This window comes from Isosphaeraceae bacterium EP7 (genome assembly GCA_038400315.1).
In the GTDB taxonomy this organism is placed as follows: Bacteria; Planctomycetota; Planctomycetia; order Isosphaerales; family Isosphaeraceae; genus EP7.
This window is the reverse complement of sequence record CP151667.1, coordinates 37,112-49,360: the sequence shown is the minus strand read 5'-3', so window position 1 is coordinate 49,360 and position 12,249 is coordinate 37,112. Positions and strand designations below refer to the sequence as shown.

12 protein-coding genes are annotated in these 12,249 nt (G+C 67.9%); 4 read left to right on the top strand and 8 right to left on the bottom strand.

Annotated features, from left to right (window positions below):
* The first annotated feature begins 158 nt into the window (after positions 1-158).
* The 3 genes from EP7_RS00225 (at position 159) to EP7_RS00215 (ending at position 2,855) form a co-directional block, all read left to right on the top strand.
* Entirely contained in the window at positions 159-911 is a 753-nt protein-coding gene (locus EP7_RS00225) for an Npun_F0296 family exosortase-dependent surface protein (protein ID WP_463525528.1), read from the top strand.
* Positions 912-1,119: 208 nt separating this feature from the next.
* A complete protein-coding gene (locus EP7_RS00220; protein ID WP_463525527.1) occupies positions 1,120-1,428 on the top strand; it encodes a hypothetical protein in 309 nt (102 codons plus the stop codon).
* Positions 1,429-1,883: 455 nt separating this feature from the next.
* Positions 1,884-2,855 (top strand): DUF1559 domain-containing protein, encoded by a 972-nt coding sequence (locus tag EP7_RS00215; RefSeq protein WP_463525526.1) that lies wholly within the window; start codon positions 1,884-1,886, stop codon positions 2,853-2,855.
* A 282-nt stretch (positions 2,856-3,137) separates the two neighbouring features.
* Here EP7_RS00215 and EP7_RS00210 read toward each other — a convergent pair whose 3' ends face one another.
* Genes EP7_RS00210 through EP7_RS00200 form a run of 3 tightly spaced genes read right to left on the bottom strand, consistent with a single transcriptional unit; the run spans position 3,138 to position 4,870 of the window.
* Positions 3,138-3,557: a hypothetical protein gene (locus EP7_RS00210; protein WP_463525525.1), complete on the bottom strand. Its 420-nt coding sequence runs from the start codon at positions 3,555-3,557 to the stop codon at positions 3,138-3,140.
* A 57-nt stretch (positions 3,558-3,614) separates the two neighbouring features.
* Complete coding sequence (locus tag EP7_RS00205) at positions 3,615-4,199, bottom strand: zf-HC2 domain-containing protein (protein ID WP_463525524.1); 585 nt, start codon at positions 4,197-4,199, stop codon at positions 3,615-3,617.
* Complete coding sequence (locus EP7_RS00200; RefSeq protein WP_463525523.1) at positions 4,196-4,870, bottom strand: RNA polymerase sigma factor; 675 nt, start codon at positions 4,868-4,870, stop codon at positions 4,196-4,198. The genes EP7_RS00205 and EP7_RS00200 overlap by 4 nt, the downstream gene beginning before the upstream one ends.
* A gap of 118 nt (positions 4,871-4,988) precedes the next feature.
* Between EP7_RS00200 and EP7_RS00195 the strand changes: the two genes are divergently transcribed.
* Positions 4,989-5,957 carry a GNAT family N-acetyltransferase gene (locus EP7_RS00195; RefSeq protein ID WP_463525522.1) on the top strand — a complete coding sequence of 323 codons (969 nt, stop codon included), beginning with the start codon at positions 4,989-4,991 and terminating at the stop codon, positions 5,955-5,957.
* Positions 5,958-5,995: 38 nt separating this feature from the next.
* Here EP7_RS00195 and EP7_RS00190 read toward each other — a convergent pair whose 3' ends face one another.
* The 5 genes from EP7_RS00190 to EP7_RS00170 all read right to left on the bottom strand — a co-directional run bounded on the left by EP7_RS00190 (position 5,996) and on the right by EP7_RS00170 (position 12,145).
* On the bottom strand, positions 5,996-7,147 hold the full coding sequence (locus tag EP7_RS00190; RefSeq protein WP_463525521.1) for a prenyltransferase/squalene oxidase repeat-containing protein: 1,152 nt from the start codon (positions 7,145-7,147) through the stop codon (positions 5,996-5,998).
* A 364-nt stretch (positions 7,148-7,511) separates the two neighbouring features.
* On the bottom strand, positions 7,512-8,828 hold the full coding sequence (locus tag EP7_RS00185) for a PepSY domain-containing protein (protein WP_463525520.1): 1,317 nt from the start codon (positions 8,826-8,828) through the stop codon (positions 7,512-7,514).
* A 371-nt stretch (positions 8,829-9,199) separates the two neighbouring features.
* A complete protein-coding gene (locus EP7_RS00180) occupies positions 9,200-9,733 on the bottom strand; it encodes a hypothetical protein (RefSeq protein WP_463525519.1) in 534 nt (177 codons plus the stop codon).
* A gap of 71 nt (positions 9,734-9,804) precedes the next feature.
* On the bottom strand, positions 9,805-10,407 hold the full coding sequence (locus EP7_RS00175) for a hypothetical protein (protein WP_463525518.1): 603 nt from the start codon (positions 10,405-10,407) through the stop codon (positions 9,805-9,807).
* A 145-nt stretch (positions 10,408-10,552) separates the two neighbouring features.
* The gene (locus tag EP7_RS00170) at positions 10,553-12,145 is read right to left on the bottom strand and encodes an oligosaccharide flippase family protein (RefSeq protein WP_463525517.1); all 1,593 of its coding nucleotides are present in this window, start codon (positions 12,143-12,145) and stop codon (positions 10,553-10,555) included.
* Positions 12,146-12,249 lie beyond the last annotated feature (104 nt).

The window sequence follows — 12,249 nt, the reverse complement described above, 5'->3', positions numbered from 1 at the left end:
GCTCGTGATTGTGCGTTTTCCTTAAGAAGGCTCCTGGAGACGGTCGCTCTCGTCGAATATTTCCCGCATTACCCGCATGACTGCGTGTTGTGGCCTTGAGTTGGATGGCGTGCCAGGGCAGGCAATTGCCCCAACGTTCATCGCTCAGGACACAGAAGATGCCCATCCAGCCCACGCTGACACGCTACGCCGCCGGACTCGCCTTGTTCTGCGCCTTTTCCTCGCCGCGTGCCGCCGACGCTGACTTCGTCCTGACGGCCGAGGCCGCCGGTGTGCAGGCCTCACAGGTGAGCGGCGTCACGACCGTTAACTTCAATTCACAGTCGAGCGGCACCTATTCGAGCCTGGTCACGTCGATCGGGACGATCAACTCGCCCGGGCTCGCGATCGTCGGGGCGAATGCCTACGGCGGAGCTGGGGGCAACGGCAAGTATTTCGCCATCGGCGCGCAGAGCGGCTCCACGACCGCGACCCTGACGCTGAACAGTTCGCAATCCTATTTCGGGTTCTGGTGGTCGGCCGCCGACCCGCAGAACAAGATCGAGTTCCTCTCGGGTGGGAGCGTGGTCGCGCAATTCAACCCGACGACGGCCCTCGGCTCTCTTAGCAGCGCCTACCTGGGCAACCCGAACAACAACCTGGACGGCGGGGAGAAATTCGCCTACCTAAATCTCTACGGCACACAGGGGAGCAGCTTCGACCAGATTCGCTTCACCAACCAGTCCCAGGGCTCCGGCTTCGAGTCGGACAACTGGAGCGTGCTCGCGGCCTCGACGCCGCCGTCGGGGACGACCATCCCGGGTGGTGTCACGTCCGTCCCCGAGCCCAGCACCCTCGTCCTGTCCGCATTCGGCGTCATCGGCCTGCTCGGCGCCTCGATCAAGCGGTCGCGGGCCGCGAACCGGGCCTGATGAGGCCGGAACCTCAGTCCCCGACCGCGTCAGACACCTCGATTCTGGCAAATCTCTTGCATCGCATGCGGATCTGCCAAGTCGTGCGGTCGGGGGATTGTCGGGAAGGTGCAAGCCGGCTGATCGTTGGCATCTCCCAGGCGAGCGGATCGCCGAGAGCGTCGACGCGGTAGTCGAGAGCTTCAAGCGTCGGACCGACGGTCGGTTAATGGACCTGATCACCACCGACGGCTACCTGGCCTACGAGGAGGCGTTCCTCCAAGCCTATGGCGAGACGATCACGCCGGCCCGGCCCGGCCCGGCCCGGCAGGTCCGTCCCAAAGCCCAACGCGAGGTCGCGCCACGGGGGCCGACCTGTGGGGCGGTGGAGAAGACGCGGGGGAAGAGACGGGTCGTCTCGATCGCCACGCGGATGGTCTTCGGCACGATGGCCGGGGTGATCGCTGCGTTGGGGCTGTCGAAGGTGAGCCGGGCGATCAACACGTCATTCGTGGAGCGTCAGGACGGGACGGACTGACATCGTAACGCAGAGCAACGCCCGCGAGACCTGCCGGTCTGCAAGGATTGCCGGCAAGGCGAGTCGGTGACGTACCCGACAATGGACGTGCGCAACGACTGCTGGCCGGTGAGGACGCCACGGATCAAAGACGTTCAGGATCGCTGGCAGAAGCGAAGCCGGCATGGTGGCCGGGCTGGCCGATCACGTCTTGTCGATCCCCGAATGGCCATCCTTCCCGTCCGTGAGACATTGATAAGCCACGAGGCGAATTCCCGAAGTGGGAGCGGTGACTCGATGAATGAATTGACATTGAATCCCAATTTCAGCTAAATTCATGATCCCTCACTCATGGACCTTTCCAATCGGGCGTCCCGCGCCTGCCCTCGCTCATCTCCCCAACCTCGTCCGTCGTGCGAAGAGTCGATGGTCGGACGATTCGCCGCGTTCGAGGGGTAGAAGGCCTTACCGCTCACATGCAACCGACGAATTCCACCGCACGCCGTTCGGCTCATGAGGGCTTCACCCTCATCGAGTTGCTGGTGGTCATCTCGATCATCGCCGTCTTGATCGCCCTGCTGCTGCCGGCGGTGCAGAGCGCACGCGAAGCCGCGAGGCGCATCCAGTGCACCAATAACCTGAAGCAAGTCGGGCTGTCGTTGCATCAGTACGTCGACACCCACGGGGTCCTGCCCGCCGGCCGCGCGGCCACGCCGCTGATCTGGTCGTCGCTGGCGGCCCAACTGCCGTTCCTCGAAGGATCGACCGTCTTTAACACCTTTAACTTGAGCATCACGCCCCTCGACTCCTCGAATTCGACGGGCGTCTCAACGATCATCGCGACATTCCTCTGCCCGTCGGACGGCAGCCAGGCTCGGATCGCGGCGAACTTCGGCCCGAACAATTATGTGGCAAACACCGGCACGGGACTTCGCAATGGCGGCAGCTTTCGCCCCAAAGACGGCAGCGAGATTGTCGACGGAGTCCTCTACGATCAGTCGTCCACCCGGCTCGCCGAGGTCACCGACGGCCTGAGCAACACGGTCGCTTACAGCGAGACGATCAAGGGGACGGGGACGATGAGCGTCGGCGCCAGGCCCTCCGATCGGCTCCGGCAATTTATGCAGGGATCGGGGCTCCCTGTGACCGACTCCTACTGTACCCCGACGAGTGCCACCTGGAGCGGAGCCCGCGCGCAGGAGTGGGCGAGGGGAAGTTTCCCCTATACCACATTCAATCACTTCCTGACGCCCAATAGCAAAAGCCATGATTGTGTCTCTGGAGCGATCGGCGGTCGCACGGCCGCGAGGAGCTTCCACTCGGGCGGCGTGAACGTCCTCTTCTGCGACGGCCGGGTCATCTTTGCGAAGGATTCGATCAGCCTCGAGACCTGGCGGGCGGTTGCCACGCGCAACGGCGGCGAGGTGATCTCCGCCGATCAACTCTGATCGTCCGACCCGCTCGCGGCATCCGTGACGCGAGCGGTCAGCTCTCAATCCTGGTGAATCTGGCCCGGATCGGGGAGGCTCGTCGACTCGAATCGATGAGTCTCATTCCGAGGGTCGAGGCCATACCGCCCCGTTCTTTCCTGCCGAGTGTCCTGCTTGCGGCGGAAATCAGCTCATTCACCCCATCCGCTCTCTTGCTTAGCATGCGGATCTGCCAGGTCGTGCGGTCGGTGGATTGTCGGGAAGGCGCATTGATGTGAGAGTTGACGTTCTTGAATGATATCAGCTGAGACTTCTGAGCCATTCTCGGAAATACAATTCTTGCGCTTCGATGGAAACCGGATCAACATCCGGCCCTTCGTCGAAAAGATTGACGAGATCGATCGTCCGTGCCTGACGGCCCAGGGTAAGTTTGTAGGCCCTATCACCGACCCCCATCCCTCGGCTCATTCCAGAAGGAAAAACATTCCTGCTGGCCCCATAGCACCTGGGGATGAGGCCCAAGGCCTCCAGGTCCGAGCGGATCAAAAGGAGCGCGGAGAAGTACTCATCGGCTTCCCGTGCGATCTCCTCATTTCGAAAATGAAGTCGCACTCGCACTTGCTCAGCATTCTCGGGAGCCTCGTCCCAAAGCAGAAACTCTCCCGGGACGATCGCGCCGCTCGTTGAGACGAGGGCGATCGAGCGGTGTTCGGGTTCCATGTCTGGCTCACGAGTGCGTCACGGGTCGATGGGCCGCGGCGGACGACCGCTCAGCAATCAATTGCTGAGGGTCGCCGGCTCGCGGTTGTTGGCGTTGTTGCCGGTGCCGCGAGAGGTCTCGGGCTCGGGCTTGGCGACTGGGGTGGGAGCGGGTGCGGGCTGGTCTTTGGGGTCGAGGGCGGCGAGTTCGCCTTCGGGGCGGTTCGCGTCCGGCTGGTGGTCGTCGCCCATCTGGTCGGTCTCGGCCTGGGCGGCGACCTGGGCGGGGCGGGGCTCATCCTGGCGGGGTAGGGCGAGGATGGCCAGGGCCGCGATGGTGGCGGCCAGGCCGAAGCCGAGGCCCAGGGTGCGCGGGGCCCAGAAGATCGAGGCCCAGCCGAGGTGGCCGGCGGCGGGGTGGCGTGATTGGCGGATCTCGTCGGCGATCTCGGGCCAGAGCGAGGGGGTGCCCGACGTGGTCGGGTCGAACGCGGCGGCGAAGTGCAGGACGTTCAGGGCGCTGCCCAGGCCGTCCCGGTGCACGCGGCAGCCGTCGCATGAGATCAGGTGCCGCTCGACCCTCCGGCGGTCGAGGCCGCCGAGGTCGCCGCCGGCGAAGAGCGGCAGGCGGGCCCGGGTCCATCGACACGACATTTCACTCATGATCGGCCTCCCGTCGTGGTCGTCTCGGCCCACCTGCGTTCCCAGTGCTCGCGGAATTGCTCGCGGGCCTTGGCCAGCCGCCAGCGCACCGTGGCCTCGCGGCGGCCGATGATGGCCGCCACCTCGGCCGAGGAGAATCCCTCGAGGTCTCTGAGTACCAGGATCGTCCGATAGGCGACCGCGACTTTCTCCAGAACGAAGTGGACTTCTTGCGCTAGCTCGGCCCGCAGCCTGGGGTCGGGGTCGGGCAGGTCGAAGGCACGCCGGCCGTCGGCATCGGCACCGATGGAACGGGTCGGCGGCGGCTCGCGTCTCCGGAGGTGGTCCAGCGCCAGGTTCAGGCCGACCCGGAAGAGCCAGGGGCCGAAGCGCCTGGCGGTGTCGAACCGGTCGAGCCGGTTGTAGACCTTCCAGAAGGTTTCCTGAGCCAGGTCGCGGGCCAGCTCCTCGTCCCTCACCATGCGGGTCAGCACGCGAATGAGCTTGCGCTCATACCGGGCCACCAGCAGTGCGAAGGCCTGATCGTCTCCCAGGCGAGCAAGCTCGACGAGGCGCGCATCGCCCGCCTCGATCGCCTGGCCTGCCTGCGAGGGTAGCTGGGCCGCCGTCGAGGGGACGAGCGGAGTCTGGGCGGTCTGTCCGACTGTCGCGGGTTCGTCCGCAGGATCCATCGCGTGTCCTCCGGGCGTGAAGTATGATACGGGCCCTTCGGGGCGTCGCGTTGGAAGAATCCGCGCGATCGGCGCCATTCGGAAGTTGCGTCGCGGCAACGGGGTCGAGTGGGTGCCCATGACGCAATCGTCGCCCGCCATGCCGCCACTGCCGTCGGGATCGAATGGGATCGGGCCCTGCCCCGAGGGCGATCGGCCGGCGGCCCTGGCCGTCCTGTATCGCCGCGTTCACGAGGCCCTTCGCCCCGGCCTGATCGCCGACGCCCTGGATGAGGCCAGCCAGGGGCGGGTCGACCTGTCTGGCCTCTGGGTCGCCCGTCGCCGCGGGAAGATCGTCGGGGCCCTGCTCACGCACTCCCTGGCCGGTCGCGCCGTCGCGTTCTGGCCCCCCGAGGTCGAGGGCTTCTGGGGCCGGGCCTCGATGGCCGAGGGCCTGGTGCGCGCGGCCCTTGAGCAGGCCAGCGGGGATGGGGCCGGGCTGGCGCAGGCCCTGCTCGACGAGTCGTCGCCCAAGCATGCGGCGGCCGACCTGGCCCGCGCCGGGATGCCCAGGGTGGCCGACCTGATCTCGATGACCCGGGGGACGGATGGCAAGCCCATCGACCGCGGCGATGCCCCTTCGATGGAGTGGCGGCCCTTTTCCGACGACACCCGAGACGCCTTCCGCGCCGCCCTGACGGCAAGCTACCGCGGCAGCCTGGACATGCCCGAGCTGGAGGGGATTCGGTCGCTGGACGACGTGCTGGCCAGCCACAGCGCCGGGGGCCGGTTCGACCCGGGCCGCTGGCAGCTTGGAACGATCCCCGGCGAGCCGTCGGCCTCGGCCGTCGTGCTGCTCGCCGACCAGCCCGATCGCAGCGCCTGGGAAGTGGCCTATCTGGGACTGACGCCTGCGGCCCGTGGCCGTGGCCTCGGCCTGACCGCCCTGGCGAGGGCCCTGGAACTGGCCGCGCCGTACGTCATCCGGGTCGAGCTTGCGGTCGACTCGCGCAACACGCCGGCCCTGAGGCTCTACGAGCGGGCCGGGTTCCGCGAGTTCGACCGCAGGTCGGTGCACCTGGCCGTCTTCCGGCCCGCCGCCGGCTGACGGGGCGGGCCGCAACGTCCGGGGCACGGGTTCGTTCGCTACTTCACGGGCGCCCTGGCCGCGGCCAGGGCGATGAGGGCGTAGGAGGTGACGATGTTGGGGTCGCCTTCCAGGAACCGATCGACGGGGTTGGCCCAGCCGCCGTTCTTGTCCTGGCGACTGGCCAGGGCGGCGATCAGCTCGGCCCTCCAGTCGTGGGCCTTGCCGCCTTCGTCGACGAACGTCGGCTTGCCGAGCGCGGCCATCGCCTTGCCGAAGGTCATGTAGTAGTAATACAGCCCGCGCTGGCCCTGTCCGGGGTTCTCGTCCAGCGAGTAATTCTTGGCAATGTAGCCGAGCGCCGCCTTCACGCGGACATCGTCCTGCGTCAGGCCCGCGTAGATCATGCTCTTGAGGCCCGCGTAGGTCATCCCGGCGTTGGATCGCGTCGACGTGTCGGCCTTCTTGGCCGCCGCCTTGCCGCCTGGGCCGCCGCCGGCCGGTGCGGGGCCCGACGTGTAGAAGAAGCCGCCGTCGTTGATCTCGGCGGCGTGGGGCTGGTCGTTGAACTCGCTCTTGAGGTTCTGGCACCTCGAGACGAAGACGAGCGCCTTCTGGAGCGCGGGGTCATCGGCAGGCAGGCCCGATTCGCGGAGGGCGTCGACGAAGAACGACGTATTCGACAGGTCGGGCCTGCTGTTGCCGCCGCCGTATCCCAGGCCGCCGTAAGAGAGGTCGTTCGGGCCCTTCCCCTCGGTCTCGTCGTACTGCGTCCCCTTGAGGAAATCCTGGCACCCCTTGATGACCCCGTCGAGCCGGCCGTCCTTGTTGGCCTCGTGGAAGGCCATCAGGGCCACCGACGTGGTGTAGGTCGCGTGCGGCGAGTCGGCCAGGCCCCCCTTGGGGCTGACGAGTTGCTCCAGCTTGGCCAGTGCCTTCGTGATCGTCGGCTCGGCGGGCGTGACCTTCCCCGACCGCAGCAACCCTGCCACGACCAGGGCCGTGATTCCCGGCTCGTTGCGGTCGCCCGACCAGCTGCCGTCATCCCCCTGGCGGGCCTTCAAGAAGCCCACCGCCTTGCCGACGATGGCGTCCCAGTCGGGCGCCCCCTCGATCGCCCAGGCGTGGGCCGGCCAGGCCCCGACCAGGCCCGCGAGCGCGGCCCCCCGCACGCCCAATCTCAGGAAAGTCCGACGATCAAGGTCTCGCATCGGGATGCCTCTCGGGGTGGAAGCTCCGGGCTCGTGCCGGCGACGTGGGTCATCGTCCTTACCCTAACAGGAGCGTCGGACGAGCCGGCGTCGAACCTCGGAATTCAAGGGACGCGGGGCCTGGGAGCGAGTTGCGAGGTCGTTCCCAGGCTTCCCGCGTCGACCGGTCCACAGCATCGGGGACCGGAGTGCGAATCGGATACCGGCGTGCGGAGGACGCCCGGATTCGCCTTGAATCAAGTTCCGGCAGTGGGTTGCGAGATGAACGCGTCGTGTTCTTTCCGTCGCGCCGGACACAAAATCGGAAGGGGGAGGACAATTCATGTCCATCACCCCTTCCGTGTCCGTCTCGAACCGACCGGCGTCAACGGCCGCCGCTGGCCAGCATGAAGCCGTGCATCTCCATGCCGACCCAGAGGGCCGCGATCAGGCTGACGACGAGGGCCACCGAGCCGAGCCGCCTGGTCCGCTTGATCTGCCACCACATGATGATGCCCGTCACGCCCCAGAAGATCATCAGCGATGACATGGCGTCGACCAGCACCGCCCAGACCCAGCGTGCGTTGAACGTCGAGGGGTAGCCGTGGGTCATGTGCAGGCGGAGCAAGAACCGGCGGTTGGATAGCTCGGCGCCCGCCGTGGTCTCATCCACGGGCCGGCCCGAGACCGATCCGGCCAGCATGTTGTAGGTCACCTGCCAGCGCTTCCCCTCGCCTTCCATCAGGAACGAGAGCGGGGCGGCCCTGACCTCCGAGATCTTCGCCTTGTCGTAGCCGAGCTTCGCCAGCAAGGCCGGCAATCCCTGCTTCATCTGATCCAGGGGCGACTTCTCCAGCACAACCCCGCCGCTGGCCGCGAACGGTGCGGCCGCAACTCTCGGCCCGCCTCGTCCTTCGCCGCCGCGTTCTCCTTCGCCGCGCCCGCCCGCTTCGCCTGCAGGGCCCGCTTCGCCCCGGGCGTTGCCCCGACGGCCTTCGCCTTTGCCCTCGGCCTTGCGCATGCCCCCTTCGCGGCCCTCGCCTGCGGGGGCCCCTTCACCTTGCCGGCCGCCGCGGCCTTCGCCCTCGGCGCCGCCACGCCGGCCCTTGCCCTGGGCCTTTTCCTGACCTGCCACCGGCGCGCCTCCGCCTCCCGGGCCATTCAGCAACTGGGCTGTGCCGGGGCGGAGGGTTCCCCCCTGGCCGCCGGCCTCGACGGAGACGGTGTAGGGCTTGCCGTCGACCGCCTCGACGTTCGCCGTCAGTCCGCCGCGGTCGAACCGGGCGTTCTCCGACTGGACCAGGCGGTAGCCGCCCGGCGTCTTCGCGTTAATCGCCGCGACCACCTGGCCGGCCAGGTCGGACGCCGACGGGATGGCCGCCAGGGCGGTCCCGCGAATTTCCGACTCGCCGAAGGGGGTGAACGACTGGTCGGAGAACCAGCTCGGATGGTTGAACAGCAGGCCCGTCACGCCGTAAAGGAAGACCCAGGGCAGCATCAACAACCCCGCGTACAGGTGGCCCCGGCGCAGCAGCATGGTGACCTCCCGCAGCAACGGGCTCGTCTTCGTCGCCTTGACGGGCGCCTGCTGGGCCGTCGCCTTGCGTGCGCGTTCCAGGATGGAGCTGGTCGTGGTCGAGATTTTGGGCTCGGGCGCCTCATCCTCGATGGCCAACTCGGTCGTCGTCGTACCCTGGCTCATTGACGCAAACTCCTGGGAAGGCCGGCGCCGCCTCTGAAATTCGGGGGGTATGACCACGCAGGCCATTCCGGCCGCGGTCGGTCCACACCTCGTCGCTGCAGCGGCTAGGCTCATGGGGTGGGAGAATCGGGCCGCAATCGGCCGATTCCTGGGCCTTTGAACGAGCAAGGCCCCTCGGGTCCAGGCGTCATGACCCCTTGGGACGCGGGGTCGGCAACGACCATGAAACTGAGATTCAATCTCAGCGTTGGAAAGTCTAAACAGGGCAACGAACTCTGTCAATCATTCAAGATGGGATCTTTAAGACAGGGGCCGCCGGCGGCCGCGAGAGGTCTCGGTCGGAGCCTGAAAGCGGCTGATCGGTGGGCCCACTAAGGGTGCGGGCGCGGATAGGGGACCGGGAAGGGGAACGGGGCGGGCAGGGGTGCGAGGCGGCCGGGGTCGGCGTACCGTTCGGTGGAGATGAGCGGGGGCAGCGCAGGCCTGGCAACGACCCGTCTCTCGGGTGTCCGGGGCATCAGGGGCGTGCTGGGCCTGAGCCTGGACACGTCGAGGCCGCGCGTGATCGCCCGTCCCTCGCGGACGATGGCGGCCGCCAGCTTCTCCGGCTCGTTCGCGCCTGGTTCTTCGCTCAGGCGTACATTGCGTAGGGTCGCCATGGGGCCGGGGACCGCGTAGCCGTGCGCGTCGTAGCGAACGGCCGAGACCCAGTCGTCCACCGCCTTGGTGTACTCGCCTTTGCGCAGGTCATACGCCTGATGTCGTAGCGCCCCGCGGGCGTCGAACCAGAAGACGACCCGGAAGTCTGGGGCGGGCCTGGCGGGGTTCGGAACCGGCTGGGCATTCGCGACCGAGGAGGCCCAGGATGCCGCGAGGATCGGTGCAAGGAAGCGAGCCGCACGCATGATTCACTCGGGCCGTCCGGGATGAGGAAGGTCATCGTCTTCGAGTCGGTCGGGAGCCTGCGAAGGACTTTTCAAAGAGGATCGGGATGACTCGCCCCGGGTCGTCGGTCGGGGTCGGCGGTCGGGCCGAGGAGTGCGGGCCTCGCGGGGCGTTGGACTCGGCCGGCGTGCCTGGATGAGCCGGGGATCGGCCCGGAGGGCGCGACGACCGGCCCGGCCTTCGCCTCGATCTCGTCCCAGAGGCCCGACAATTCGGCCAGGGCCGTCTCGGGCTTCGACCGGTCGACCCGGGCCTCGAGCTCGGCACGCAGGCCGTCCATCGCGGGCCGATCGAGGAGCCCCGAGGCCGTCAGGGCGACGAGCATCTGGTGCGTGTCGGCCACCGCGCGGGCCCAGGGCTCGGCCGGAACATCGGGGGGGGCCAGGCGCGCGAACCTGTCGACCACGGTCGCCACCTGCGACCGGCCGTACTCGGCCTTGGCCAGATAGTCGGCCTTCCACCGGCCCATCGCCAGGGTGAGGGCCCCCCAGAGCAGGACGACGGCCGCCGCGATGGCGATGACGACGGTCCGCCCCGAGGTCCCCCGCCCGCCGCGAGGCAGGGCGCTCGGCCCGGTCGCCGAGGCATCGAGCCGGAACCGCCTCGTGGGATGGGTCCGATTCAACTCGACCACAGCTCCGCCTCCCCGAATCGCCGCCCGAGAAAGGCCGCGCGGGGGGAAGGTCCCCGGCTCCAATCCCCGGCTTCAACCTCGATTCTAGGCCGCGGGCCGACCGCCGTGAAGTCACCGCGGAAAGCCCCGGGGCGATCCTCGGGGATCAGGCGGCGGGGGCGGCCCGGCGGAGGCCGAGCTTGCGGGTGAGCTCGAAGAAGTCGCCACGGCCCACGGGCATCGCCAGGTAGCCGACCAGGTAGGCCGTCGAGCCGATGGTCAGGTTGATGAGCAGGGGGATGGCCCGGTGCAGCCGGTCGCCGCCCAGGGGCATCGGGTCGATGAAGATCCGTGAGACCAAAACGGCCGCCAGCAGGCAGAGCGCCCCGACCATCGGCGGGGCCAGCGTCCGCCGCGCGAGCACGCCGAAGCGTACGTCCAGGGTCCGGCAGATATAGAGGCCCGGGACGAGCAGGTTCGAGAACAGGGTCGTCAGCACGGTCCCCCAGATGACCCCGGCAACGCCCAGCCGCACGGTCAGAACGTAGCTCAGCGGCAAGTTCACCAGCGAGCCGACCAGGGCCGACAGGGCGATGACCTTGATCTGGCCCATGCCGATGGCCATCTGCACCAGCACCGACAGGCAGAGGGGGATCGTGGCCACCAGGAAGAGCCGCATCAGGTGGGCTTCGGCGCCGAAGCGGGGGCCGATCCAGAGGGTCAGGAAGGGCTCGGCGAAGACCCAGGCCAGCAGGCCCACCGGCAGCAGCATGGCGATCAGCAGCCGGGTGCCGTCGTACTTCACCCGCTCGATCGCGGCCAGGTCGCGGGCCGCCACCAGGCTGGCCACCGCGGGCATGACCAGGTAGGCCAGCATCCAGCCGGTCTGGCGGATCTGGAGGAACGGCATGCTGACGTTCTTGTAGACCGCGTTGGCCCAGCCCGGGTCGACGGTGGCGAACCCCAGAATCGTCGTGTCGACCTTGTCGGCCAGCACCACGCTGAGCTGGATCAGGAACAGGTAGAAGCTGATCTGCGTGAGCGCGGCGAAGTCGGCCATCCGGGCGCCGCGGAAGCGGGGGACGTAGCCCAACTCACGCACCACCACCCAGCAGGCCGGGACCAGAGAGAGCGCCATCTGCGCCAGCGTCTGCGTCACGACGACCAGGAAGAAATCGAACCCGGAGGTCAGGCCCACGGCCAGGATGACGAACCGGACGACGACCGAGGCCAGTTCGAATCGGGGGACGAAGTCATACCGACGGGCCGCCTGAAGTACGCTGGTGGCCACCGCCCCCAGGCCGTAGCACGGTGAGGTAAGCGCCTGGAGCCAGAGCAGCTTGACGATCAAATCATAGGACGGGCCCGTGAACCGGGAGTAGGGCAGGGCGATGTAGGCGATGCCCAGCAGCACGATCGACTGCACGGCCGAGACCACCGCGTAGAACATCAGGCCGCACGACAGCGAGCGGTCGACCGCCTGGCGGTCGCCCCGGGTGTAGGCGTCGGAGACCTGGCGCTGAAGCGCCGAGCCCATGCCGAACTCCAGCAGGAACTGGAGGAAGCCGAAGCCCCAGGCGAACCCATAGGCGCCATACTCGGTGGGGCTGATCGCCCCGAGCATCAGGGTGATGCTCCAGAACGAGAAGACCGCCTGGAGCGGGGTCCGAAGGGCCAGCCAGAACGTGCCGCTGAGCAGCCGGCCGAGCACCGGGGGGAGTGCCTTGTTGGTCGCCTGCGTCGCCGCCATTGCGCTCATGCCGGCCTGTCTCCTTCAACCAGCCTCGGTCGATCCGCGTCGACCACGCCCGGGGTCGCCGGCCACTATAGCCGCCCGTCTCCGTCCGCATGAAGGCCAAACCC

What these genes read in the sequence shown, in the direction of transcription:
- EP7_RS00225 (WP_463525528.1), top strand. Translation starts at nt 159, where the DNA reads ATGCCCATCCAGCCCACGCTGACACGCTACGCCGCCGGACTCGCCTTG.
- EP7_RS00220 (WP_463525527.1), top strand. Translation starts at nt 1,120, where the DNA reads ATGGACCTGATCACCACCGACGGCTACCTGGCCTACGAGGAGGCGTTC.
- EP7_RS00215 (WP_463525526.1), top strand. Translation starts at nt 1,884, where the DNA reads ATGCAACCGACGAATTCCACCGCACGCCGTTCGGCTCATGAGGGCTTC.
- EP7_RS00210 (WP_463525525.1), bottom strand. Translation starts at nt 3,557, where the DNA reads ATGGAACCCGAACACCGCTCGATCGCCCTCGTCTCAACGAGCGGCGCG.
- EP7_RS00205 (WP_463525524.1), bottom strand. Translation starts at nt 4,199, where the DNA reads ATGAGTGAAATGTCGTGTCGATGGACCCGGGCCCGCCTGCCGCTCTTC.
- EP7_RS00200 (WP_463525523.1), bottom strand. Translation starts at nt 4,870, where the DNA reads ATGGATCCTGCGGACGAACCCGCGACAGTCGGACAGACCGCCCAGACT.
- EP7_RS00195 (WP_463525522.1), top strand. Translation starts at nt 4,989, where the DNA reads ATGACGCAATCGTCGCCCGCCATGCCGCCACTGCCGTCGGGATCGAAT.
- EP7_RS00190 (WP_463525521.1), bottom strand. Translation starts at nt 7,147, where the DNA reads ATGCGAGACCTTGATCGTCGGACTTTCCTGAGATTGGGCGTGCGGGGG.
- EP7_RS00185 (WP_463525520.1), bottom strand. Translation starts at nt 8,828, where the DNA reads ATGAGCCAGGGTACGACGACGACCGAGTTGGCCATCGAGGATGAGGCG.
- EP7_RS00180 (WP_463525519.1), bottom strand. Translation starts at nt 9,733, where the DNA reads ATGCGTGCGGCTCGCTTCCTTGCACCGATCCTCGCGGCATCCTGGGCC.
- EP7_RS00170 (WP_463525517.1), bottom strand. Translation starts at nt 12,145, where the DNA reads ATGAGCGCAATGGCGGCGACGCAGGCGACCAACAAGGCACTCCCCCCG.